23 protein-coding genes and 2 tRNA genes are annotated in these 22,630 nt (G+C 71.2%); 10 read left to right on the top strand and 15 right to left on the bottom strand.

Annotated features, from left to right (window positions below; genetic code table 11):
• Positions 1-129: 129 nt before the first annotated feature.
• Both LO762_RS24580 and LO762_RS24575 read left to right on the top strand, forming a co-directional pair.
• The gene (locus tag LO762_RS24580) at positions 130-2,700 is read left to right on the top strand and encodes an AAA family ATPase (RefSeq protein ID WP_230618374.1); all 2,571 of its coding nucleotides are present in this window, start codon (positions 130-132) and stop codon (positions 2,698-2,700) included.
• A gap of 16 nt (positions 2,701-2,716) precedes the next feature.
• The gene (locus tag LO762_RS24575) at positions 2,717-3,082 is read left to right on the top strand and encodes a 6-carboxytetrahydropterin synthase (protein WP_230618373.1); all 366 of its coding nucleotides are present in this window, start codon (positions 2,717-2,719) and stop codon (positions 3,080-3,082) included.
• Between the two features lie 347 nt (positions 3,083-3,429).
• Here LO762_RS24575 and LO762_RS24570 read toward each other — a convergent pair whose 3' ends face one another.
• The 4 genes from LO762_RS24570 to LO762_RS24555 form a co-directional block, all read right to left on the bottom strand.
• Positions 3,430-4,329 (bottom strand): restriction endonuclease, encoded by a 900-nt coding sequence (locus LO762_RS24570; RefSeq protein ID WP_230618372.1) that lies wholly within the window; start codon positions 4,327-4,329, stop codon positions 3,430-3,432.
• 20 nt (positions 4,330-4,349) lie between these two features.
• The gene (locus tag LO762_RS24565) at positions 4,350-4,508 is read right to left on the bottom strand and encodes a hypothetical protein (RefSeq protein ID WP_230618371.1); all 159 of its coding nucleotides are present in this window, start codon (positions 4,506-4,508) and stop codon (positions 4,350-4,352) included.
• Positions 4,509-4,834: 326 nt separating this feature from the next.
• Positions 4,835-4,911: transfer RNA gene (locus LO762_RS24560), tRNA-Phe, on the bottom strand.
• A gap of 14 nt (positions 4,912-4,925) precedes the next feature.
• Positions 4,926-4,999 (bottom strand) — tRNA-Asp (locus tag LO762_RS24555).
• A gap of 267 nt (positions 5,000-5,266) precedes the next feature.
• On the opposite strand from LO762_RS24555, the gene LO762_RS24550 reads away from it, so the two are divergent.
• Positions 5,267-6,265 carry a hypothetical protein gene (locus tag LO762_RS24550; RefSeq protein WP_230618370.1) on the top strand — a complete coding sequence of 333 codons (999 nt, stop codon included), beginning with the start codon at positions 5,267-5,269 and terminating at the stop codon, positions 6,263-6,265.
• Between the two features lie 21 nt (positions 6,266-6,286).
• Here the strand turns inward: LO762_RS24550 and LO762_RS24545 are convergent, their stop codons facing one another.
• Complete coding sequence (locus LO762_RS24545; protein ID WP_230618369.1) at positions 6,287-7,141, bottom strand: RNase H family protein; 855 nt, start codon at positions 7,139-7,141, stop codon at positions 6,287-6,289.
• A 109-nt stretch (positions 7,142-7,250) separates the two neighbouring features.
• Here LO762_RS24545 and LO762_RS24540 point away from each other — a divergent pair, with 109 nt between their 5' ends.
• Positions 7,251-8,309: a hypothetical protein gene (locus LO762_RS24540; RefSeq protein WP_230618368.1), complete on the top strand. Its 1,059-nt coding sequence runs from the start codon at positions 7,251-7,253 to the stop codon at positions 8,307-8,309.
• A 60-nt stretch (positions 8,310-8,369) separates the two neighbouring features.
• On the opposite strand, the gene lepB is transcribed toward LO762_RS24540, so the two are convergent.
• Positions 8,370-8,915, bottom strand: coding sequence for a signal peptidase I (lepB, locus tag LO762_RS24535; RefSeq protein WP_230618367.1), 546 nt, complete (start codon positions 8,913-8,915; stop codon positions 8,370-8,372).
• Positions 8,916-8,959: 44 nt separating this feature from the next.
• The gene (locus LO762_RS24530) at positions 8,960-9,922 is read right to left on the bottom strand and encodes a DUF2786 domain-containing protein (protein ID WP_230618366.1); all 963 of its coding nucleotides are present in this window, start codon (positions 9,920-9,922) and stop codon (positions 8,960-8,962) included.
• An 85-nt stretch (positions 9,923-10,007) separates the two neighbouring features.
• Here LO762_RS24530 and LO762_RS24525 point away from each other — a divergent pair, with 85 nt between their 5' ends.
• On the top strand, positions 10,008-10,574 hold the full coding sequence (locus LO762_RS24525) for a hypothetical protein (RefSeq protein ID WP_230618365.1): 567 nt from the start codon (positions 10,008-10,010) through the stop codon (positions 10,572-10,574).
• A gap of 70 nt (positions 10,575-10,644) precedes the next feature.
• On the opposite strand, the gene LO762_RS24520 is transcribed toward LO762_RS24525, so the two are convergent.
• From LO762_RS24520 to LO762_RS33675, 4 genes are read right to left on the bottom strand one after another with little or no spacing between them, the layout of a single operon-like run.
• Positions 10,645-10,953: a hypothetical protein gene (locus LO762_RS24520; RefSeq protein WP_230618364.1), complete on the bottom strand. Its 309-nt coding sequence runs from the start codon at positions 10,951-10,953 to the stop codon at positions 10,645-10,647.
• Complete coding sequence (locus LO762_RS24515) at positions 10,946-11,665, bottom strand: DUF2786 domain-containing protein (protein ID WP_230618363.1); 720 nt, start codon at positions 11,663-11,665, stop codon at positions 10,946-10,948. The genes LO762_RS24520 and LO762_RS24515 overlap by 8 nt, the downstream gene beginning before the upstream one ends.
• A 40-nt stretch (positions 11,666-11,705) precedes the next feature.
• Positions 11,706-12,074, bottom strand: coding sequence for a hypothetical protein (locus tag LO762_RS24510; protein ID WP_230618362.1), 369 nt, complete (start codon positions 12,072-12,074; stop codon positions 11,706-11,708).
• Positions 12,075-12,107: 33 nt separating this feature from the next.
• A complete protein-coding gene (locus LO762_RS33675) occupies positions 12,108-13,811 on the bottom strand; it encodes an adenylate/guanylate cyclase domain-containing protein (protein ID WP_230618361.1) in 1,704 nt (567 codons plus the stop codon).
• 182 nt (positions 13,812-13,993) lie between these two features.
• Here LO762_RS33675 and LO762_RS24500 point away from each other — a divergent pair, with 182 nt between their 5' ends.
• Positions 13,994-14,503 carry a PaaI family thioesterase gene (locus LO762_RS24500; protein ID WP_230618360.1) on the top strand — a complete coding sequence of 170 codons (510 nt, stop codon included), beginning with the start codon at positions 13,994-13,996 and terminating at the stop codon, positions 14,501-14,503.
• Between the two features lie 22 nt (positions 14,504-14,525).
• On the opposite strand, the gene LO762_RS24495 is transcribed toward LO762_RS24500, so the two are convergent.
• Entirely contained in the window at positions 14,526-15,326 is an 801-nt protein-coding gene (locus tag LO762_RS24495; protein ID WP_230618359.1) for a thioesterase family protein, read from the bottom strand.
• Between the two features lie 130 nt (positions 15,327-15,456).
• On the opposite strand from LO762_RS24495, the gene LO762_RS24490 reads away from it, so the two are divergent.
• On the top strand, positions 15,457-16,023 hold the full coding sequence (locus tag LO762_RS24490) for a nucleosidase (protein ID WP_230618358.1): 567 nt from the start codon (positions 15,457-15,459) through the stop codon (positions 16,021-16,023).
• A gap of 58 nt (positions 16,024-16,081) precedes the next feature.
• Here LO762_RS24490 and LO762_RS24485 read toward each other — a convergent pair whose 3' ends face one another.
• Positions 16,082-17,071, bottom strand: coding sequence for a pirin family protein (locus LO762_RS24485; RefSeq protein ID WP_230618457.1), 990 nt, complete (start codon positions 17,069-17,071; stop codon positions 16,082-16,084).
• A 155-nt stretch (positions 17,072-17,226) separates the two neighbouring features.
• On the opposite strand from LO762_RS24485, the gene LO762_RS24480 reads away from it, so the two are divergent.
• On the top strand, positions 17,227-17,865 hold the full coding sequence (locus tag LO762_RS24480) for a TetR/AcrR family transcriptional regulator (protein WP_230618357.1): 639 nt from the start codon (positions 17,227-17,229) through the stop codon (positions 17,863-17,865).
• A gap of 32 nt (positions 17,866-17,897) precedes the next feature.
• Here the strand turns inward: LO762_RS24480 and LO762_RS24475 are convergent, their stop codons facing one another.
• Complete coding sequence (locus LO762_RS24475) at positions 17,898-19,298, bottom strand: bifunctional phosphatase PAP2/diacylglycerol kinase family protein (protein ID WP_230618356.1); 1,401 nt, start codon at positions 19,296-19,298, stop codon at positions 17,898-17,900.
• Between the two features lie 97 nt (positions 19,299-19,395).
• On the opposite strand from LO762_RS24475, the gene LO762_RS24470 reads away from it, so the two are divergent.
• Together LO762_RS24470 and recQ are read left to right on the top strand one after the other, a co-directional pair.
• Positions 19,396-19,605 (top strand): EF-hand domain-containing protein, encoded by a 210-nt coding sequence (locus tag LO762_RS24470; protein WP_230618355.1) that lies wholly within the window; start codon positions 19,396-19,398, stop codon positions 19,603-19,605.
• Positions 19,606-19,661: 56 nt separating this feature from the next.
• Positions 19,662-21,497 (top strand): DNA helicase RecQ, encoded by a 1,836-nt coding sequence (recQ, locus tag LO762_RS24465; RefSeq protein ID WP_230618354.1) that lies wholly within the window; start codon positions 19,662-19,664, stop codon positions 21,495-21,497.
• Between the two features lies 1 nt (position 21,498).
• On the opposite strand, the gene rho is transcribed toward recQ, so the two are convergent.
• Entirely contained in the window at positions 21,499-22,596 is a 1,098-nt protein-coding gene (gene rho / locus LO762_RS24460) for a transcription termination factor Rho (RefSeq protein WP_308104468.1), read from the bottom strand.
• Positions 22,597-22,630 lie beyond the last annotated feature (34 nt).

Genomic DNA, 22,630 nt, shown 5'->3' with positions numbered 1-22,630 from the left:
AGTACCAAATCCGTCAAATCGCTCCAGTACACCGCCGCAGTGGTGTGCCTCATCGGGACAAGAGGTAGATCTTTAAGGGCGCGCTTCTTACAGTGGGATCACCATTGGTCAATGCTCCCTGGGGGTCGTGTGGCTGCCGTGTTCGTCGACCGGATCGAAGACATGGAGGCGCTACTCGGCCGGGCCGACGGAGGCGTCCTCGTCGAGGGCGATCCCGGCGCGGGCAAGTCACGGCTCCTCGCCGAGTTCACCGAGCGCAGCCGCGCCGACGGAGGCCGCCGCGTCGTCTTCATGCAATACCCGCCCGTCGTGGCGTCCCGACTGCCTTACAAGGCGATCGCGGACCTCGTCCACGAACTGGCGGAACAGCCGAACCGAAGGCGCAGGGTCCTGAACCTCACCGGAGAGGCGGTCCGCCGGTCCGCGCCCGAGGTCCTCTCGCTGCTCCTGCCCCCGGTGGGCGCCGCCTTCAGGATCGGCCAGGCCGTCACCCAGGCCGCCGTCCGCTCCGGCTCCGCGCCCCTGGACAGCCTCATGACGTTCCAGCAGGCGTCGGTCTCCCAGATCGCCGGCGGCATCACGGACCTCATCCGCCAGGGCCCGCCCGTCCTCCTCGTGATCGACGACGTCCAGCACCTCGACCCCGACAGCCTGCACGTCCTCGACTGCCTCCTGCGCACCCGCGACGACGACCTCGCCCTCGACCTCGTCATCAGCCACACCACCGGGCCGGGAGCCGACCCGCAGATCACCGGCCTCCTCGACGCCTGGGTGGGGGCGCGGTTCCTCGAACGGCGCAACCTGGGCGGGCTGCCCGAGGACGCGGTGGCCGAACTCGTCAGGCACCGGCATCCCGAGGCCGGCCCGGACGTCGCCCGCGTCCTCACCGTCCGCACCAGCGGCCACGCCGGGTTCATCGAGGCGTTCCTCGCCGACTGGCGGCCCGGCCTCCCGCCCGCCGACCTGCCCGTCTCCATGCGCAAGCTCGCCGAACGCCTGCTCTCACACCTGTCCGAGCTGGACCGCAAGCTCATCCACGTCGCCGCCGTCGAAGGGCCTGTGTTCCTCTCGCCCGTCGTCGCGAAGGTCGCCCGCGAACCGCACGACCTCGTCATGGAGCGGCTCCGCGCCATCGCCGACGGCTACCGGCTGATCCTCCCCTACGACGGCCTCGACTGGGCGCCCGGCGTCGACAGCTACATGTTCCAGCACCACGCGCTCGGCCAGAGCGTCTACGAGCTGCAGAGCCGCGGGCAGCGCTACGAGCGGCACGGGCGGGTCGCCGACGCGCTCGGCGAGTTCGGCACCGGCTCGATGATCCGGTCCGTCGAGATCGCGCGGCACCTGTACAACGCGGGCCCGTCCCGGCGCGTCGAGGCGGGCCGCGCCTACCTCGCCCTCGCCCGCTCCGCCGCGCTGGAGGGCATGTCGGCCGTCGTCGCCGAAAGGCACCTCACCCACGCGATCGAGGCCCTCGCCGGACGGGACCGCGAGCTGTTCGAGGCGATCGAGCTGCGGCTGTCGCTCACCGAGGAGCGCTGGCGCGGCAAACACGTCCAGGCCGGGCCGCCGCACGACATCGACGGGCTCGCCGCGACGGCCGAGGCCGCCGCCGCCAGGACCGGCGACCCCGCCCTGATCGTCCGGAGCCTGCTGCTGCGCGGCAAGACACTGCTCGTCACCGAGGGGCTGCTGCCGTCGCTGGAGAAGCTGCGGGCCGCCGTCCGCGCCGCGCCCGACCAGGTGTCGCTGTTCATCGCGAAGGTCGAGTACGGCCGCCAGGTCTCCAAGATCAACCTCGCCGAGGGGCTGCGGGAGCTGCGCGAGGCCGAGCGGATCTACCTGGAGGCGCCCGAGAGGCTCGCGGGCGACCCCGTCCTCCAGCACATCCGCAACCTCGGTGAGATGCAGCTCGGCATCAGCCTCTTCGACAGCGGCTACCTCGAAGAGGCGCTGCGGCGGCTCACCGCCTGCGTCGACCGGCTGCGCGACGAACCGCTCAAGGTCGAGCTGCCGATCGCGCTCAACTACCTGGCGCAGGTCCAGCGCGCCCTGGGGCTCGACGCGGACTGCCTGGCCACCCTCACCGAGGCCCGCGCCTTCGAGGCCCGCAGGGGCGGCGACAGCGGCTGGCACGCCTACAACACGGCGCTGCTCGCCTCGCTGCTCGCCGACACGGATCCGGTCCGCGCGCTCGAACTCATCGAGGAGGCATGGGCCGAGACAGAACGGACCTGGCTCCTCAACCTCGTCCCGATCGTGCGGAACCTCTACGCGGAGGTCCTCCTGACCGCGGGCCACGACCTGGACCACGCGGACCGGCTTGCGCTCGGCACCTACCGGGAGACGGGCCGGACGAACATGGTGCGCAGCCGCATCGCCGCGCTGATCCTGCGGGCCCGGGTCCAGTTGCGGCGCGGCGATCCGGTGCTGGCCCTGGACCACGCCGAGGAGGCCGTGCGGGTCCTGGACGAGCACGGCGACCTGCCGGCGCTGCGCACGGAGGAGGTCCTGTTCCACGCGGCCGAGGCCGCCCACCACGCGGCGGACGCGGCCGCGCCGGGCCTGCTGGAGCGGGCGCGGACCGAGCTGGCCCGCAAGATAGGCAACCTGGTCGATCCCGACCTGCGCACGGCGTTCTGCCGCCGGGTTCCGCTGAACCGCCGGATCCTCGGCGACGACCCGTTCACCACCCCGTGAGAAGGACGACGACGCGATGCTGACCATCACCAAGGAATTCCACTTCTCGGCCAGCCACGTCCTGTCCACCCTCCCCGAGTGGCACCCCTGCGCCCGCATACACGGCCACAACTACATCGTCCGCCTAGAACTCTCCGCCCCCCGAGAGTCCCTGGGCCCCCACGGCTTCGTCCGCGACTACCGAGACCTGGACCCCTTCAAACTCTGGCTGGACAAAACCCTGGATCACCAACACCTCAACGAAGCCCTCCCCCCCACCACCACCCCCTCCGCCGAAAACCTGGCCCTCTACATCTACGACCACTGGAAGTCCCACTACCCCGAACTCACCGCCGTCTCCATCTCCGAAACCCCCAAAACCTGGGCCACCTACCGCCCCTAACCCCAAAGCCCCCCACATCACCGCCACCGACAAACGCCGCATGACCGGAATCCCCGCATGCTGGACGTGGCCGGAACCCGTCGTTCCCGCCGACCCCGACCCCCCGACTGCTCTCCGGCAGTGGCAGAACGACCGATGCGCCATCTGCGGATACCGTGACCGCCTGGTCCTCGACCATGACCACGGCCTCCCCTGTGCCTGCCCGCCCTACTTCTGGCTCAACGCGGCGAGAATCGCCGACCGGATCGGCAACCTCGTCCTCCTCACCGCCCGGCTCGACGTTAACGACCTCTCGCACGCGGTCAGGACCTATCTACGGCGTGAGACGGACCTTGAAGGCGAGTTCGTCAAAGATCTCGTCCGGCTTCCCCGGCTCGACTACATCGCGGGCAAGTGGTTCGGCGGCGTCGCCGAGGCGAGGCTGACCCTCCCGGAGCCCGCGCCGCACGACATGGCCGATCCCTTTCCGCAACCTCGCAGCGGCCTTCACCCGCGATGCCATGGAGATCCGGAGCCTGCGAAAGACGTGAATGGGGCGCGGCCCACTGGGACTCCGGTCGCGAGGAGATGGTCCGGGACCCTGGAGGACCTGTCGGTCGGGTGGGTAAGCGGAGGGGGAGGGGGCGGATGTTGAGGAGGGTGTGGAGGGAGTGGCCTTCGGTGGCCCAGAGGTGGAGGGTGTCGCGGTCGATGAGGTGGATGTTGAGGCGGGCGGCGTTCTTTGCCGCGTCTCGGGTGAAGGTGCCGTTGGTGGCGATGAAGGCGAGGTCGGCGCCGTGGATGGGGCCCGCGGTGCCGCTGACCTCGTAGACGACGCGGGTGCCCACGCGGGCGCCGGTCGTGGTGTGTTTGCACTGGGCGACCCACACGAGGTCGAGGTTGAGGTCGTGGCCGATCACGTCGGCGGCCTGGTCGCCGCGCTGCCCGACGTGGCGGGCCGCGATGCCGTCGCGGAGCATCAGGTCGCGGACGGCGAGTTCGAACCCCGTCGGGCTCAGGGCGTCCACCTCGGTGAGTGAGAGCCGCAGGGCCGCCATCCGGGCCGTCCGCGCGCGCCGGGCGGCCGACCGGGCCCGGAGGACGACCGCCGCCGCCGTGGCGGCGACGGCCACCAGGCAGGGGATGATGAGCCAGTTCGCGGCCAAGAAGCCGGCCAGCGCCTCGAAGAGAGCCCGCAGGAGCACGGCGGCCACGAGCGCCACCACCCCCGCGGCCACCCATTCCCCGGCGTCTGACGGCGGGCGCAACCGCCGCCTTCGCCGCGGGCTCACGGCTGCTCCGCCGGGACGCTCGCGGGCGCGGACGGCCTCTCGTCACCGCCGGACATACCACCGCCCTGGAACCATCCCCACACCAGCAGGGCCACCACGGCGGCCACCCACCAGCCGCTCGCCCCGTTCCTCCGCCGCCGCCGGGGGTTCTTCACCCACCCGCCTCGACGCCAGTGGTATCCGCTAGGCACCGCGATCCCCCTCCCACACGGCCGCCCGGTTCAGGCCGCCAAGGAAATCGAAACATCCACCCCTGACAGTTTCCGGCGAACCCCTGACCCACCCCGCAAAATGTCCACATAGGGCCACCACCACGCCTTTCCCACCCCCTCACCCACCCAGCCCACCCACAAACCACCCGAAACCTGACTCAATGACCAGTGACCCCGATCACAAGAGCAAAGACGCCGACCACAGCGACAAGACCAGCACCCAAAAGCAGAAGCCCAGCCCCCACAAACAGCGGGCTGGGCTTCTCACATGGTGGCCAGGGGCGGGGTCGAACCGCCGACCTACCGCTTTTCAGGCGGTCGCTCGTACCAACTGAGCTACCTGGCCGGGATATGGGGAAGCGGTCCTGACGGGACTTGAACCCGCGACCTCCACCTTGACAGGGTGGCGAGCACTCCAACTGCTCCACAGGACCTTGGTGCTGCTCCCGGGGCCTTGCGCTTCGCTCCGGGGCAACGTCGGAAAGCTTAGGCGATGCGGGGGACTGGTGCCAACTCGGATTCTCCGAGGGGGGTGATCGGCGGGTGGTTCGCGGTCCTGGCTTCCGGGTTGGCGCGGTCGTCACGCCGCGTCTCGTCTGGCATACCATCCGAAGGGTGCCGTCGGCACGGACGCCGGACGAACCGGGCCCGATCAAGAACGGTCTCATCCAGGGATTTCCCCCAGTCCTCGTGGAGATGCCATGTTGCTGCGTGTCTGCCGCTCGCTCGCCGAGGCCGCGCGCACCGGTGACCCGCAGTTCCGGCGGCTGCTGGAGGACGTCATGCGGGCGGCGTCGGGGGAGGCGCCCAGGGACGAGATGACGGCGGCGGCGAACCTGCTCGTGGACACCGCGGCCGAGGTGATGCCGCAGCGCGGCGGTTGGCTGGCGGTGATGGCGGGCGCGCTGGCCGAGCGCGGCGCCGACGCCGACGGCATCCCGATCGTGGAGCGGCTGAGCGGGGTCGCGGCGGGCGCGCTGGCTTTCGCGGACGCGTGGGGCGGCACTCCGCCTCCGGCCGCCGCGGGCCCGAGCCGGGAGATCTGGGAGCGGACGGTCCAGCTCATGGGCGACCGGGCGAAGGTCTCGATGCAGTGCTGGTACGCGCTGCCGCAGTTCGCGCGGGGCGCGCTGGCGCTGCTGCGGTACTCGCCGGCGACCCGGGCGGCGGTGGCCGACTTCGACGAGGGTGTGGACAGGGCCGTCGTCCACTGCGAGGCGCTCCAGGGCGTCCAGGAGCTCCGCAGGGTCCTGGACGGCGAGCCGCTGCTGGTCCTGCACCGGCCGACCCGTCAGGGCTGGACGGTGACGATGCGGGGCGTCACCGACAACTTCCAGCTGCACACCCTGCTGGCGGGGCTCCTGGTGGGCGGGTCGGTGCAGGGGCACGCGCCGCATCCGGGCTGGGTGGCGGCCTTCGCCGACGGGGAGGCTGATCCGTCGCTTCCGCCCGTCGAGGGCTGGTGGGATCTCACGGACGCGCATGGCGAGGAGGTGTGGAACGAGGGGGTGCCCGCCGACATCCCGCTTCTGGGCGAGACGCGTGTGCTCGTCCTTGATCCGCCGTCCTACGCGCGCTCCTGGACGGCCGCTAGGCGCCATCCGGAGGTGCCGGGTCTGCTGACGCTCGACGCGGCCTACCACCCGGACGACCTCGTCGCCTGGTGGCCGGTGCTCAAACCTCCCGTCGGGCCGGGCTGAGGCCGGGAGGCTTGAGCCCTGCTACGCCGTCATCCTGGGCCTGTTGCTCCAGCTCGTGAGGAAGGCGTCGACCAGGCCGACGGCCCGTTCCTCCGCGTCGCGGACGCTCAGCGCCGACGAGGCGTGCCGCCTGCCTATCGAGGCGAGCGCGTCGGCCGCCTCGTTGAGCAGGTGTCCGCTGTGCGCCTTGACGTGCCGGAAGCGCAGCCCGGGCGAGCGCGCGACGAGCCGGGCGAGCGACGCCACATCGGGCGCGGAGCAGCCGGGCGGCATCGCGCGGACGTCGCCGCGCCGCCATCTGCGCAGGAGTGCCAGCGCGCCGAGGCTGTCGACGAGGACGGTCATCCCGGAGGTCGGCGGCGCGGCGCACAGCAGTAGCCGGACGGCGCGCAGCTCGGTGACGAGGATCTTGGACGGCCCGGCCGGGTCCTGCGGGGCGGCCCGCCAGGAGCCGAAGCCCCAGCGGCCGTCGGTGGTGAGGAAGCCCGTGCCGCCCCACCCGTCCTTCCATGACGCGTCCGTCGCGGCCACCAGCGGGCGTGTGCCGCTCCAGCGGCCGATGTCGCCGGTGAGGTACTCGGGTTTCTTCTTCGGAGCCGTACGGGGCTTGTGGGCCGCCGCGACGGACACGGGGTGGGAGTGGCCGTCGTCGCGCACGGCGCGTTCGGCGAGGCCGACGACGGTGGCCGCCTCGGCGTAAGCGCCCGCAGAGGCCGAGGTCAGGGCGAGGTGGGTCAGTACGCCCACACGCGAGCAACCCTCGCACTCCAGGGCGACCAGTACATAACGCTGGAGTCGGCTGAACCGTAGCTGGAGGACGGGAGGCAGGCTCTGGTAGACGGTGCGGAACTGGGCGGTGGTCATACGGGGGGACAACGTCGACACCTCCCTGCCGGGCGAGGTTCTTTGTTCTCTGAGGTGACGCGCGGAGGACGGCCCAGGTTCACCATTGTCACAAGGCCGGGTGAACGGCACTATTGCCCGCATGCTCACGCCGGTCTCCACCAGCGCACTCACCAGAGGAAAGCCGGGACGCGCGACTCCCGAAGAGCTTCAGCGCTTTCTTCTGCGGGCCTGGATCCTTGCCTTCAGCCTGAAATTGGTTGGTTCGTCCTGGGACGTCTCGTGGCACTTCAAGTGGCTGCGCGACGACTTCGCCCCCCCGCACCTCCTGAACAGCGCGGGGACGGTCATCGCGATGGCCCTCGTCGGGCTGCACTGGTACACCGGCTACGGGCTCGACAAGATCGCCAAGCGCTTCGTCGAGGTCGGCATGGCAGCCTTCATGATCGCCATCCCGATCGACGTGGTGAACCACCGGATCAACGGCCTGGACATCACCGCCTGGAGCTCCTCGCACGCGCTGCTCTACATCGGCACCGGGCTCATGCTCATCGGGATGATCCGGGCGTCCACGGGGGTGCGCCGCGCGGTGTTCTTCGCGTTCTTCCTGGAGAACTGGCACTTCCCCGCGCTGCACCAGGAGTACGGCGTCTACGCGCTGAAGGCGTGGTACGCGGGCAACCCGGAGGCCGAGCCCAGCCTGCTGTCCTTCGCGGCGCAGCAGATGGGCCGCCCGGTGGACGACATCATGGTCGAGCAGTTCGCCCAGCCCGTCTCCTACTGGGTCTACCCCCTGTGGACGGGCATCGGGGCGATGCTCATACTCGTCCTCGCGCGGCGCTTCACCGGCCTGCGGTGGACGGCGACCTGCGTGGCGGCCGGATACCTCGCCTACCGGGCTGTCACGGGAGTGCTCCTCGGACTCGGCGGCTTCCCGCACTCCGCGTGGCCGTTCTTCCTCGTCGTCGGGGCGGTCGTCATCGACCTGTCCTTCCGGTACCTGCCCCGGCTGCCCGTCGTCGGCGCCCTGCTGACGGTCGGCGCCCTGTCGCTCGCGTTCGTCGCCCAGGGCTGGCTGTGGGAGGCGCCGCCCTACGCGATGGGCGCCTGGACCGTCGCGGCGGGCGTGCTCGCCGTCTGCTGGCACGGCCTCGACAGGTTCTTCCCGGAGGCCGTCAGAGAGCCGCAGACGGCCGTGTAGCGGTGATCGGGTGACGCTTCCCCGTCCGGGCGCGTCACCCCATCAGGCGGCCGGGAGGGCTCAGCCGAGCCAGTCCCAGCGGGTGACCGGCCAGATGATCAGCCGGGCGTGGCCCACGACCGAGTCGACCGGCACAAAGCCGTTGTCCCGCGAGTCCGACGAACCGGACCTGTGGTCGCCCATCACCCACAGCATGCCCTCGGGGACGGTGACCTCCTTGAACGCCCGGTGGTCGTCCTGGTAGAGGTACGGCTCGTCCAGCGGCTCCCCGTCGACGACGACCTTGCCCGCCTCACAGCACTTGACCTTCTGGCCGCCGACCGCGACGACCCGCTTGATGAGGTCCTCACGCGGCCAGTCGCCGGTGCCGTGGAACACGATGATGTCGCCCGGATCGGGGTCGGTGAACAGGTAGCTGACCTTCTCGACGATCACCCTGTCGCGCGTGCAGCCCTCACAGCCGTGCAGCGTCCGTTCCATCGACCCGGAGGGTATGTAGAACGTCTGGAGCACGAACGTCCTGATGAGCAGCGCCAGGACCACGGCGGTGACCGCAAGGAACGGGAGCTCACGGAAGAAGGATCTGTCGGTCTTGGCAGACGTCACGCGGTCACCCTAGATCGTATGGCGGTATCGGTCACGTAAAGAGGTCAGCCCAGGTCGGCCTCATGGGCCGCCCGCCTGCCCTGCTCCCACCCCGCGACGTCGCGGACGCGCCGCGCGCGCACGGAGGTGAGTTCGGGAAAGAGACTATCCAGTGCCTTGCCCACCGCCTCATCTCGACGGGAGAGAACGGGCAGGAGGCTCGCGTCCGTCTCGGCCTCCACGACCCGCAGCAGGCGCTCCCCGATGTGGTGGGCGAACGACGTAAGGAAGCTCTCCCGGAAGGCCCGCCGCGACCCGTTCTTCGGCATCGCGGCGTCGGCCTGCACCAGCAGCGACGTGTAGAGCAGCTCGACGGCGTCCAGGTCGGCCGGGTAGCCGAGGACCGTCGAGAAGCCCAGCTCGGACTGCCAGACCGAGCGGCAGCGGTTGGCTTCGGCTATCACGTGCAGCAGCGTCGCCTTGGCCTCCTCGTACGGGCCGTCGACGGCGAGCCGGGCACCGGTGGGCGCGTCCGACGGCTCGGCGAGCGCCGCCCGGTCGAGGCTGTGCCGGGTCATCAGCGCCTGGGCGCGCGCCACCAGCGCCTCGGCCTCGGCCGGGAACGCGGTCGACTCGGCCTTGGCCAGCAGCGCCCTGATCCGGCCGAGCGCCGGGTGGTCGGGCCGCTCGGTCCGGCTCAGCGCGGCGATCCGCGGCAGCCGCGCGAGCGCGCACAGCGTCTCCACGACCCGCTCGACGGCTTCCAGGCGGTCGCGGGAGCCCAGGGACGGCGCGGCGAGCAGCGCGGCGTGGGCGGGCGAGCGGAACCGGGTGAGATGGCGGCTCAGGTCCTGCTCGGTCCAGCCGCGCGCGGCGGCGTTCGCGCGGGCCGTGGCGAGCGCCGCGAGCAGCGGGCCCTCGGCGGCGGGATCAGCCGACAGCAGAGCCGTCGCGGAGTCCCACGCGCGCAGATCGCCGCTGAGCTGGGCGTCCATCGCCGCGGTGATCAGTTGCTGCGGATCAGTCACCGGCCCATCGTGCCATCCCTCTTCTCTGCCGAATCGGTTTGCTCTAGGGTGCCCCGGAATGCCTTGTCAGTGAGGGAGATGTCACATGCGTGCAATCGCCGTGCTCGGTGCGCTCGTCGTCGCAGCGACCGGAGTGGCGGTGACGGGTACCTCCGCGTCCGCCGCCCCCAAGTGCTGGACGGGCAAGTGGAAGGTCACCTCGGCCCAGGCACAGATCCGCGCCGACGGCCTTGAGTTCGACCTGCGCGGAGGCAAGGACATCAAGCTGACCCTCGCCAAGAACGGCAAGGCGACCTACAACTTCAGCGGGTCCAAGCCGCTCACCGGCAAGGGCAAGGTGCAGGGCGTGCCTACCCAGGCCACCCTGACCCTGGTGAAGACGCTGCGGATGAACAACACCATCACGGGCTCGGGCAAGGGCAAGGTCACGGGCAAGCGGAAGTCCGCCTCCGGCGACGCCGTGCTGACCGTCAAGGCCGGTCTGCTGACCCAGCGGCACAGCGTCGCCAAGGCCGTGCGCACCGGCGGCGACCAGGGCGTGGTGCCCCGGGCCGCGCAGTACACCTGCACGGCCAAGAAGCTCACCATCCGGCAGACCGTCAAGGACGGCTCCGGCTACTCCAAGACCGTCTGGCAGCTGCGCCGCGCCTGACCCGCGCCGTGCCGGGCCGTCCGCGCCCGGCACACGGGGTGCCGCGCCCGGCGCCTGAGACGTCCTCCTTTCACTCCTCGGCGGACTCCAGCGCGCCCTCGGACTCGCTGATCTCCAGCATCGCCTCGACCGGGTCGATCTCCTCGATCCGGTCGACGAGGCCGAGCACGGCCTCCGGGCTGATCAGCCAGCGCAGCGCGGAGGCGCCCGTCTCGTCCGCGACGATCTGGTCGTGCTGCTCCTCGAACTCCGCCGGGTCGGGCTGCCGGACCCGCAGGTCGGCCAGCGCCGTCTCGCGCAGGGAGGCCGCGTCGGTGACCTCGACGACCAGGTCGAGCGTGACCCGTAGAAAACGCTCGGTGTCTGTTCGGCTACTCATGGTCCGATGCTAGTGCGGTGTGGCCGAGCGCCGCACGGTCGGCCGCCGCTCTGCCGTGCGCCCAGCCGTCCGCGTTGGTGGCCCCGCCGCCACGGAAGCGCCGCAGCCGGGGGAAGCGCTCGGCCACCCGCCGGGCGACGGCCTCGTCCCGCGAGGCGAGCACCAGGCCCAGCCCCGGCGCCGCCGTGGCGTCGACGGCCCGCTCGGCCGCCTCGCGCAGCCGCTCCCCGATCCGCAGCGCGTACGCGGAGAGGAACGCGTGCCGGAAGGAGCGGGTGCGCGAGCGGCCGAGCACGTCGGTGTGGGCGCCCGCCCGCACCATCGCCCCCGTCGCCTGCACCAGCAGCGAGGTGTAGAGCAGCTCGACGGCGTCGAGGTCGGCGGGGAAGCCGAGCACCGTCGCCTCGCCGCGCTCCCGGTGCCACACCGAGCGGCACCGGTTGGCCTCGGCCACCACATGCAGCAGCATCGCCTTCGGCCCCGGATAGGGCCTGCCGACCGACACCCGGCGCTCGCCGGGGCCCTCCCCGGCGGGCCCGCCGGACCCGCCGGAGGCGCCCGCCGCGCCCGCCGCGAGGAGGGCCGCGTCCAGGTTGTGCCTGGCGATCAGCTCCTGCGCCCGCGCGGTGAACGCCTCGGCCTCCCGGGGGAACTCGGTGGACTCCGCCTTGCGCAGCAGTGCCCGCACCTTCCCCAGCATGCGCTGGTCCATCCCCCCATTCGACCATCAGGGGGCGGGCGCCCGCGCCGCTTCAGTCGGCTCTGAGCACGCCGAGCCTCAGCGTTCTGGCCAGCACCGCGTTGCGCCCCCTTCCCAGCTCGGCGCAGATCGCGTGGAGCGGGACGCCCTCGCCCAGGAGCGTCCGCAGCCTGGCGTCCTCCTCGTCGGTCCACGTGAAGTACGCCTTGGGGTGGCGCTCGCGCAGCGCCGCGACCGAGCGCCGCGCGGGCAGCTCGACCGCGGTGACCTCGTGGTACGGCACGTCGAGCACCAGCTCGGCGCGGCGCAGGACGCGCAGCGCCGACCCGCCGAACACCAGCCTGTCGGCGTACAGCTCCAGCTCGCAGACGGATGCGCCCGCTCGGACGCGCGGTTCACGGAAACTCATCTTGATGTCCATGCCGCAACTCTGCGTCATCTCGTTCAAGATCGCTTAGCGGCCTGTGGATAACTTTCCGTCGCCCTCGCGGCGGGGCGGCCGCAGCAGCGGGAGCAGCGGCAGGATGCGCCGCCGCCGACGCAGGCCCCGGGCCCGCGCGACGAACTCGGGCAGCGGCGCCTCGGGATCGACCGGGACGAGCGGGTGGACGAGCACCGTGGGGCGCGGCCGTCCCCGCAGCGTGATGGTCTGGCCCGTCTCCCAGCGGAACCGTTCGAGCTCGTCGGCGTCCGCGAGGACCTGGGCCGAGGCGAGGACCCGTCCCGGCGCGGTCTTGGCGAGGTCGCTCAGCCGCGCCGCCTCGTTCACCGGGTCCCCGATGACGGTGTATTCGAACCGCTGCTCCGCGCCGATGTAACCGGCCACGACGGCCCCTCGGGAGACGCCGATGCCCGCGGTCAGCTCCGGCACCCGCGCGCGCAGCTCCACGGCCATCTCGCGGCCCGCGGCGAGCGCGTGGCCGCCCGCGAGGTCGAGTTCGGCGGGCGCGCCGAAGATGGCGAGCGCGGCGTCGCCCTCGAACTTGTTGATCCAGCCGCCGTTGCGGTTCACGCAGTCCACGACGACGCCGAAGAAGAGGTTCAGCAGCGCCACGACCTCGTCCGGCGGGCGTTCGGCGGCCATCCGCGTCGACCCCGCCAGGTCGACGAACAGCACGGCCACCTCCTGGGTCTCGCCGCCGAGCGAGATGTCTGAGTTGAGCGCGAGCTCCGCGACGTCGCTGCCGACGTGCCGCGAGAAGAGGTCCTGGAGGCGCTCGTGCGCGCGCAGGCCCGCCACCATCGTGTTGAAGCCCGCCTGGAGCTGGCCGAGCTCACTCGCGTCGAACACGGAGATCTCGGTGTCCAGGTCGCCGCGCGAGACCCGCGCCATGCCCTCGCGCACCGTCCTGACGGGGTCGCCGATCGCCTGGGACGCCCACCAGGTCACCTGGAAGCTGATGAACAGGGCGACGCAGCCCAGGACGAGGCTCGAAAGCCCGGCCTCGAAGGCGTCGAAGTCGGGGTCGGTGAGCGCGACGATCGCGATGACGATGAGGCCGAGCATGGGCACCGCGGTGCCGAGCGCCCAGGTGAGCATCGCGCGGGTGCGCACCCGCGAGAACAGGTGTTCGCGCGGCGGCTTGGTGGCCAGGACGAGCGCCGCCGCCGGACGCAGCAGCCGTTCGGTCATGAGGTAGACGAGCACGATCGTGGTGATGCCGCCGAGCAGGCATGTCATGCCCATCTTCAGGGCCATGAGCGGGCCGTAGAAGGCGTTGAGGATCGTCCAGCCGGTCGCGCCCACGATCCACAGGACCGCCTGGATGAGGCTGAGGCGCGCGGGCCCCAGCAGGACCGAGTGCCGCTGCTCGCGGTCGGGGTTGGTGGTCTGCTCCCGCACCAGGCGGCGCAGCGGGGCGAACAGCTTCAGGGCCCACCACATGGCGATCGGCACGGCCACGACCGGATAGGAGACGAACGCGATGACGTTGACGAGATCGGCGTTCGGGTAGAGCCGTTCCACCTCTTCGGGGTTGGGCAGCACGACGAGCACGAACACCAGCACGACCGCCGCGCCGACCGCGTTGGCCCCCAGGACCGCGGTCATGAGGAGCCACCGGACCCTGATCTCCAGGAGGCTGCGCGGCGCGCCGGGGATGTTCGCGAGCTTCGCCCCGAGCGAGTCGAGGTTGTGCGCGATCTGATCTCGGTTCACCCGTCACCTCCGCGCGCGTCACTTTACGCAGCGCCGACGCCGGTGAGTAAGCCGATATGTCACAAGTTGGGTCGGTGTTTCGTGTACTGCACCGCTATGGCGTACACCACAGCCGCGGACAGAACTCCGGTGAGTACCGGTCAGTAATATGTGCGGGAGATTCCCACGGAGGACCCGCCGCCATGACCGCCTCACCCGTCACGACACCGCCCCCGGGCGCCGTGATCCCCACCCAGGACCTGGAGCGCATCGCTCCCGACGACCTGCGCGCCGCCGGTATCTTCGACGGCTGCTTCGCCTGCGGGAAGGACGTGACGGACGGCCTCAGGATCGAGCGCACCTCCACCGACGGCGACGCCGTCCACGGGCACTTCCACGTGGGCGACAAGCACCAGGGCGCGCCCGGCCTCGCGCACGGCGGCCTCCTGGCCACCGCGATGGACGAGATCCTCGGCACCGCCGCCTGGAGCCTGGGCAGGATGGCCGTCACGGGCCGCCTGGAGACCGACTACAAGATCCCGGTCCCGGTGGGCGCGACGGTCCACCTGAAGGCGTGGTGCACCGGCGTGGAGGGCCGCAAGATCTACCTGCGCTCGGAGGGCCGCCTGAACACGCCCGACGGGCCCGTGGCCGTCGCGGCCGCCGCCCTGTTCATCGAGGTGCCCGCCGAGCACTTCACGACGGAGCGATGACGGAGCCTTCTGGAACGCTCCGTCAGGCGGGTGCGTGCAGGCGGACCTTAGCCAACTGACGTCCCTGCGCGACGAGCCTGTCGTTGCTGTCCCACACCTCGATGTCCTCTTCGATGTGTCCGCCCGCCAGGTTGCGGCTGGTGGCCTCGACCCGCAGCCAGCCCGGCGCGGGCAGCGCCCTGACGTGCACCGTCAGCTCGACGGTCGGCACCCAGCCGTTGACGTTGAGCTCGAAGGCGACGGGCACGAGGGCGTCTGTGGCGTACAGGAGCGAGAAGGGGTCGGGCTCGGTGCCGTCGGCGAGCCTGAGCCAGCCGCGCTGCGCGCCCACCCCTGACGGCTTGCCTACCGCCCATCCGGACGTCGCGGGGTCCATCCGGATGTCGGTGTGGCGCATGAGCGTCACGACCTCCTTGAAGGACTCCGGCGGCTCCAGGCACTCCTCGACAGGCGGCATCGCCGGGGGCTTCGCGGTGGTGCGCACGTCGTCGGGCAGCGTGGACAGGTCGCCGTAGGCGGCAAGCACGCGGATGCGTTCCTGGTCGCCCTGGACGAGCCGTGCCATGGCCGTCGTCTGGGTGCGGCCCCTGCGCAGCGTCTCGGTCTCGATGACGGCGGGGCCGGGACGCGTCGCGCTCAGGTAGTGCGCGGTGATGGTGAGGGGGTGTGGGTGGGAGAGTGTTCCGCCGAGCGCGCGCGCGACGAGCGCGAGGAGGTAGCCGCCGTTGGGCGCGGGTCCGCCGGTGCCCCATTCCGCGGAGACGTCCGTGGTGATCACCCCGTCCACCACGGTGCTCGCGGTGTCCGCCCCGAACCGTGACATACCTCTTGTCTCCTCCCTCGCGCGAAAAACCGAGTCTAGTTCGGTTCTGGGTCCGGAGGTCGTCGGGAAAGCGTGATGATGACCGCATATCGAGACCCGAATGTGCAGGCCGGCGCGCTAGCGTGCGGCCATGCGGCTCACCGGAATCATCGCCCCTGACCGTCCGCTGCTCGTTGTCGCCGCGGACGAGGAGGCCACCTATCTCGACCACGAACTCCCCGTCCTGCTCACCGGCGTCGGCAAGGTCAACGCCGCGGTCGCGGTGGCCGCCGTGCTCGCCCGGCACACCCCGGCGGAGATCGTCAACCTCGGGACGGCGGGCGCGCTGCGGCCCGGCGTGCACGGCACGCACGAGGTGGCCAGGGTGATCCAGCACGACCTCGACGGCGAGGGCATCACCGCGCTCACCGGACGGCTCACGGGCGAACCGCTGGAGCTGGCCCCGGACGGCCTCGTGCTGGCGACGGGGGACGTCTTCGTGTCCGTCGAGGCGGTCCGCGTCCGGCTGGCCGCCGACGCCCATCTGGTGGACATGGAGGGCTATGCCGTCGCGGCGGCGGCCAGGGCGGCGGGGGTGCCCGTCCGGCTCGTCAAGCACGTGAGCGACGGCGCCGACGACGAGTCGGCCTCCACCTGGAAGGAGGCGGTCGACGCCTGCGCCCGCGACCTCGCCGCCTGGGTGTCCACCCACCTGTGAGATCCCCGGAGCACACATAAGGCGGGCCCCCGGAGGAGCCCGCCTTTATACGCGGGGGTCAGGCCCGGTCCGCGGGGATGACGCCGAGCCTTCCGGCCTGGAAGTCCTCGAACGCCTGCTGCAGCTCGGCCCTGGTGTTCATCACGAACGGCCCGTAGTGCGCGACCGGCTCGTTGATGGGCTGCCCGCCCAGGAGGACCACTTCAAGGTCGGGCTTGTTGGTGTCCTGTGTCGCGTCCGCCGACAGCGTGATGCTGGAGCCCTTGCCGTAGACGGCGAGCTGCCCATCCCTGATCGGCCTGTGGGCGGCGCCCACGGTGCCGCGTCCTGAGAGCACGTAAGCGAGCGCGTTGAAGGACGGGTTCCACGGCAGCGTGATCTCCGCGCCGGGGCTGACCGTGGCGTGGAGGAACGTGATCGGCGTGTGCGTGATGCCGGGGCCGCGGTGCCCGTCGAGGTCGCCGGCGATGACGCGCAGCAGCGCGCCGCCGTCGGGCGTGGTGAGCAGCGTGATGTTGCCGCCGCCGATGTCCTGGTAGCGCGGCGCGATCATCTTGTCCCTGGCGGGCAGGTTCACCCACAGCTGCAGGCCGTGGAAGAGGCCGCCGCTCATCACGAGTGCCTCGGGCGGCGCCTCGATGTGCAGGAGGCCGGAGCCCGCGGTCATCCACTGGGTGTCGCCGGGGCCGATGCTGCCTCCGCCGCCCGCGCTGTCGCGGTGGTCGAAGTGGCCGTCGATGAGGTAGGTGACGGTCTCGAAGCCGCGGTGCGGGTGCCACGGGGTGCCCTTGGGCTCTCCGGGCGCGTAGTCCACCTCGCCCATCTGGTCCATCATGATGAACGGGTCGAGGTGGCGCATGTGGACGCCGGAGAAGGCGCGTCGCACAGGGAAGCCCTCGCCTTCGAAGCCTCCGGGGGCGTTCGTCACGCCGAGGACGGGGCGCGGGGTGTCGGTGGTGGTGTCGGGAGCCGACACCCGGGGCAGGGTGAGCGGGTTCTCCACGGTGACGGCGGGCATCTCGTCCTCCTGGTGACGGAAGCGGTTCACCCGCCTCAACTAGTTGAAGTTTAAATCTATTCCGGATGTCCGACCAGGGGGGATAAGGGGGCTGGATTACGAAAGGACTGCGTTTCTGAGTCGGTGAGGCAAACGCGAGGAAGGTTGCGTTACCTTCTGACAGACGTGACGGAAGGCTTGACAAGATGCGACAGCGTGACCCCCTCCCCGCTGCCAGCGCGCGGCCGGGCACCGTGCGCCCGGGCGGCCGTACCGCCCGGACCAGGCGAAGCGTCCTGGACGCGGCGCTGGCGGAGCTCGTCGAGGTCGGCTACACCGAGACCGGGGTGGAGAAGATCGCCCACCGGGCGGGCGTGGCGCCGTCCACCATCTACCGGCGCTGGGGCAGCCTTCAGGGCGTCGTGGCGGACGCCGCACAGCAGGTGATGGAGGAGAACCTCACGGTTCCCGACACCGGCGACCTCGAAGGCGACCTCGCCGTCCTGACGCGCGGCATCGCCGCCCTGTTCCGGACCACCCAGTACCGCGCCTGGATGGACGTGCTCGTCGGCTCCGCCCTGGAGCCCGGACCAGCGCGCGACACCTTCGCCTCCACGACGCTGAACACCCGCGCCGAGATAGGCGCCCTCATCGTGAAGCGCGCGGTGGACCGGGGAGAGGTGCCGCCGGACACCGATCCCGCCGAGCTCATCAGACAGACCGCGGCGCCGCTCTACTACCGGATCTACATCAGCTGTGAGCCGATCAACGAGATCGACACCCTGCGCGCGGCGGCAGTCGCCGCGACGGCCGCCAGACGCGGGCTGCTCCGCGGACCCCTCTGAGCGCACGTGACCCGTGCGTTGTGCCCGTCCCGTCAGGGGGCGGGCACAAAGACGGCCAGTTGCCTGGGGAGCTTGCCGAAGACGATCGGGGCCGCCGTGCCTTCGATCTCACCGTCGTGCGAGATAAGCAGGTCGTCCGCCTCGGGTGCGACGCGCAGGGCACGGCCCGTCCAGCTCTCGTAGCCGAGCCGCGCGCTGCCCGACAGCACGGCGGCGAGCGCCGCGGGCTTGGACAGCCTCCGGCGCGCGGCGACGATCCGCACGTCGAGCAGGCCGTCGTCGAGCCTCCCGCGCGTCGTGGGGACGGTTCCGTGTGATCCGTACCCGCAGTTGCCCACGAACGCCAGCCATACCCTGCGGTGCTGGCCGTCCACCTCCGCGTAGACAGGGGTCGCCCTACGCAGGGAGCGCACGGTCGAGACGGCGAGGGCGGGCCACTTGCCCAGGCGGCGCTCCAGCTTTTCGCGTCTGCGCACGACGTCGGGGTAGATGCCCATCCCCGCGTTGTTCACGAACGGGACACCGTTCACCGTGCCCACGTCCACCCGGGAGAGGTTCCCCGCGCGGTAGGCGGTCAGGGCGTCGGCCACCGTCTCGATACCGAGCGCGCGAGCGAAGTGGTTCAGGGTGCCGACAGGTAGGACGAGCAGGGGAACGTCCCACCGGAGCGCCGCCGCCGCGCCCGCCCCCACGGTGCCGTCACCCCCGCCGACGACGAGCACCTTCGCGCGCGCCGCCGCCTTCTCCAGCCGCTCGGGCAGCTCGCCCTGGCCCTCGAACTCCGCTGCCGGCAGCTCCTCGCGCAGCAGCTCCGCGAGCGCCGGATCGTCGTTGATGACGATCACGACACCCTCTCCCGAAGGGGTGACCTCCCTTACCGTCCGGTCCAGGGGGACCACTTCCGCCGGGGCCGAAACCGGCCAGACAAGCCGCGTCACCAGGGCCGCCGCGAGGCCCGACGCGGCCCCGGCGAGCACGTCGCCCGGATAGTGCGCACCGGTGTAAACGCGACTGAACCCCACCGCCGCCGCCAGCCCCGCGACGGGCAGCGCCACCCCGCGCCGCGCCTCCATCGCCACCCCCGCGGCGAACGCGACGGCCGACGCGGTGTGCCCCGACGGGAACGACGGAGTGGTGGGCACACGGCGGACTCTGACAGGCGGAACGTTGTCGATCATCGGTCTACGTCTACGGAACAGCTGTTTGCCGACCACGTTGACCATCGGACTGGCAAGCGCGATCCCGACCAGCCCGCGCAGCGCGGCGCGCCGGAGCGACGGACGTCCCGAACCGGCGAGCGCGGCCGCCACGAGGTACCACAGCTTGCCGTGGTCGGCCAGCCGGGAGAGTCGCGGGAGCACGGCCTCCAGGCCGCGCAACTCCGCCGTCGCGACCCTGTCGAACGCGCGGTGATCGATTTCGGCCAGACCCATGTGCGACGTATTCCCCGGCGGACAGTGCTTTCTACCGCGTGGTCCGTCACTGGCTGTGTCATCATGCAATGATCTAGACAAGGAAGGGAGCTCCACTTTGACAGTCGAGAGCCTGCTCACCGCATTCCGCACGATCGACGTCCAGGACAACGGCCGGCTCGACCTGGTCGGCTTCACCCTCGTGCTGGACGAACTCGGGCTGATCTGGAGCAAGGCCGAGACTCAGGAGCGCTTCGAGCGAGCCGACGTCAACCACGACGGCTACATCACGCTCGACGAGCTCCAGGCCATGCTCGACGCCCTTTGATCCGGTCGTCCACAGGTTCGGCCGTGGGAACGCGCCCGGCTTCGTAGACTTGCCGGGTGACTTCCCCCGGCGTGCAGGACGCATCCGACGCGCTGAAGCGCGTCTTCGGTTACGACTCCTTCCGGCCCGGCCAGCAGGAGATCGTGGAACATGTCGTCGCCGGCGGCGACGCCCTCGTGCTCATGCCGACCGGCGGCGGCAAGTCGCTGTGCTACCAGATCCCCGCCCTGGTCAGGCCCGGCGTCGGGGTGGTGATCTCCCCGCTGATCGCCCTGATGCAGGACCAGGTGGACGCGCTGCGCGCGCTCGGCGTGCGCGCGTCCTTCCTCAACTCCACCCAGACGTTCGACGAGCGGCGCGACGTCGAGCGGGCGTTCCTCGCGGGTGAGCTGGACCTGCTCTACCTCGCGCCCGAACGGCTCCAGCTGGAGTCCACCGGCAGGCTGTTCGACCAGGCCAAGATCGCCCTGTTCGCGATCGACGAGGCGCACTGCGTCTCCCAGTGGGGCCACGACTTCCGCAAGGACTACCTGCTGCTGTCGACGCTGCACGAGCGCTGGCCGGAGGTGCCGCGCGTCGCGCTCACCGCGACGGCCACCGAGGCCACCCACACCGAGATCACCGAACGGCTCGGGCTCGCCGAAGCCCGGCATTTTGTCGCCAGCTTCGACAGGCCGAACATCCAGTACCGGATCGTGCCGAAGAACAGCCCGCAAAGGCAGCTCCTCGACCTGCTGCGCACCGAGCACCAGGGAGACGCGGGCATCGTCTACTGCCTGTCCCGCAACTCGGTCGAGCGGACCGCCGAGTTCCTCGTCGCCAACGGGGTTCCCGCGCTGCCCTACCACGCGGGTCTGGATTCCCGTACGCGCGCGGAGAACCAGTCGCGTTTCCTGCGTGAGGACGGGCTCGTCGTCGTCGCCACCATCGCGTTCGGCATGGGCATCGACAAGCCCGACGTAAGGCTCGTCGCGCACCTGGACCTGCCCAAGTCCATCGAGGGCTACTACCAGGAGACGGGCCGCGCGGGCCGTGACGGGCTGCCGTCCACCGCGTGGATGGCCTACGGCCTCGCCGACGTGGTGCAGCAGCGCAAGATGATCGACTCCTCCGACGGTGACTTCGCCTTCCGTCGCCAGCAGTCCATCCACCTGGACGCGATGCTCGCCCTGTGCGAGACGGTCACGTGCCGTCGAAGCCAGTTGCTCGCCTACTTCGGCCAGCGCGACACCCCGCCCTGCGGCAACTGCGACACCTGCCTGGCGCCGCCGGAGTCCTGGGACGGCACGATCGCCGCGCAGAAGTTCCTGTCGGCGGTCTTCCGGCTGAAGAACGAGCGGAACCAGAAGTTCGGCGCCGGCCAGATCATCGACGTCCTGCTCGGCAAGGACACCGAGAAGGTGCGCCAGCACCGGCACGACCAGCTCACCGTCTTCGGGATCGGCACGGAGCTGGGCGAGGCCGAGTGGCGGGGCGTCGTCCGGCAGCTATTGGCGCAGGGCCTCTTGGGCGTCGAGGGCGAGTACGGGACCCTGGTGCTCACCGAGGCCAGCGGCGAGGTCCTGGGCCGTCGGCGCGAGGTGTTGATGCGGCGGGAGCCCGCGCGCGCCGCAAAACCGGCGAAGGCGGCGAAGGGCGCGAGGTCCGCCGCCGTGGTGGAGCTGCCGGAGGAGGCGAGGCCGCTGTTCGAGGCGCTGCGCGCGTGGCGGTCGGCGACGGCCAAGGAGCAGGGCGTGCCTCCGTACGTCGTCTTCCACGACTCGACGCTGCGGGAGATCGCGGCGCGGCGTCCGGCCGCGCTGGCCGACCTGGCGGGGATCAGCGGGATCGGCGAGAACAAGCTGAACAAGTACGGCGAGGGCGTGCTGGCCGTCGTCGCGGGGGAGGGCTGAGTCAGACGAGGGCGAGGAACTCCGCGTTCGAGCGGGTCTCCTTGATCCGGTCGAGCAGGAGCGTCATGGCCTGCTGCTCGTCCAGCGCCAGCAGCATGCGGCGCAGCTTGTGCGCGGCGGCGAGTTCGGCGGGCGGCAGCATGAGCTCGTCGCGACGGGTGCCGGAGGCGGCGATGTCGAGGGCGGGGTAGAGCCTTCGATCGGCGAGCCTGCGGGAGAGCCGCAGTTCCATGTTGCCGGTGCCCTTGAACTCCTCGAAGAACACCTCGTCCATGCGGGAGCCCGTCTCGACGAGGGCGGTCGCGAGGATCGTCAGGGAGCCGCCCTGCTCCAGGTTGCGGGCCGCGCCGAAGAACTTCTTGGGCGGGTAGAGCGCGCCCGCCGCGACGCCGCCCGCGAGGATCCGGCTGGCGGTGGGGGCGGCGAGGTTGTGGGCGCGGCCGAGCCGGGTCAGCGAGTCCAGCAGGAGGACCACGTCGCGGCCCTGCTCGGCGCCGCGCTTGGCGCTCTCCACCGCGAGATCGGCGATCTCGATGTGCTCGGCGGCGGGCCGGTCGAAGGTCGAGGCGACGATCCGCGCGTTCGGCACCTTGCGCCGCAGGTCGGTGACCTCCTCGGGGCGTTCGTCCACGAGCAGCACGATCAGCTCGCACTCGGGGTGGTTGGTCGTGATGGCGTTGGCGAGGGTCTGCAGGATGACCGTCTTGCCCGCCTTGGGCGGGGCGACGATGAGCCCGCGCTGGCCCTTGCCGACGGGGGCGAGCAGGTCGATGATCCGTCCGGCGGGGGACGGGCCGAGCCGGAGCCGCTCGGTCGGGAACAGCGGTGTGAGGTTCTCGAACCGCGGCCGGTCGCGGCGCCCGCCGTCGACCGTCGCGAGGACGGCGGGGCCGCCCCTGCCGCGCGGCCGGGCGGTGCCGGCGACCCGGTCGCCGGGCCGCAGGTCGTACCGCTGCACGAGCGCGAGCGGCACCTGGACGTCCTCGGGCGACGGCGTCAGGCCGCGGACCCGCAGATGGGCGTTCTTGCCGGTGACGGAGAGGACACCGGAGACGGAAACGGTGGTACGCGCCACCGAATCCTCGGTAAGGGTGGTCATGCGTGCTTCCAGGGGGGAGGGCGCGCGGCTTTCG

It is taken from the genome of Actinocorallia sp. API 0066, from assembly GCF_020991275.1.
Classification (GTDB): domain Bacteria; phylum Actinomycetota; class Actinomycetes; order Streptosporangiales; family Streptosporangiaceae; genus Actinocorallia.
This window is presented reverse-complemented; position numbering and strand designations above follow the sequence as displayed.

Coding starts and splice junctions, on each gene's coding strand:
- LO762_RS24575 (WP_230618373.1), top strand. CDS start 2,717: ATGCTGACCATCACCAAGGAATTCCACTTCTCGGCCAGCCACGTCCTG.
- LO762_RS24550 (WP_230618370.1), top strand. CDS start 5,267: ATGTTGCTGCGTGTCTGCCGCTCGCTCGCCGAGGCCGCGCGCACCGGT.
- LO762_RS24540 (WP_230618368.1), top strand. CDS start 7,251: ATGCTCACGCCGGTCTCCACCAGCGCACTCACCAGAGGAAAGCCGGGA.
- LO762_RS24525 (WP_230618365.1), top strand. CDS start 10,008: ATGCGTGCAATCGCCGTGCTCGGTGCGCTCGTCGTCGCAGCGACCGGA.
- LO762_RS24520 (WP_230618364.1), bottom strand. CDS start 10,953: ATGAGTAGCCGAACAGACACCGAGCGTTTTCTACGGGTCACGCTCGAC.
- LO762_RS24515 (WP_230618363.1), bottom strand. CDS start 11,665: ATGGACCAGCGCATGCTGGGGAAGGTGCGGGCACTGCTGCGCAAGGCG.
- LO762_RS24510 (WP_230618362.1), bottom strand. CDS start 12,074: ATGGACATCAAGATGAGTTTCCGTGAACCGCGCGTCCGAGCGGGCGCA.
- LO762_RS24500 (WP_230618360.1), top strand. CDS start 13,994: ATGACCGCCTCACCCGTCACGACACCGCCCCCGGGCGCCGTGATCCCC.
- LO762_RS24495 (WP_230618359.1), bottom strand. CDS start 15,326: ATGTCACGGTTCGGGGCGGACACCGCGAGCACCGTGGTGGACGGGGTG.
- LO762_RS24490 (WP_230618358.1), top strand. CDS start 15,457: ATGCGGCTCACCGGAATCATCGCCCCTGACCGTCCGCTGCTCGTTGTC.
- LO762_RS24480 (WP_230618357.1), top strand. CDS start 17,227: ATGCGACAGCGTGACCCCCTCCCCGCTGCCAGCGCGCGGCCGGGCACC.
- LO762_RS24475 (WP_230618356.1), bottom strand. CDS start 19,298: ATGGGTCTGGCCGAAATCGATCACCGCGCGTTCGACAGGGTCGCGACG.
- rho (WP_308104468.1), bottom strand. CDS start 22,596: ATGACCACCCTTACCGAGGATTCGGTGGCGCGTACCACCGTTTCCGTC.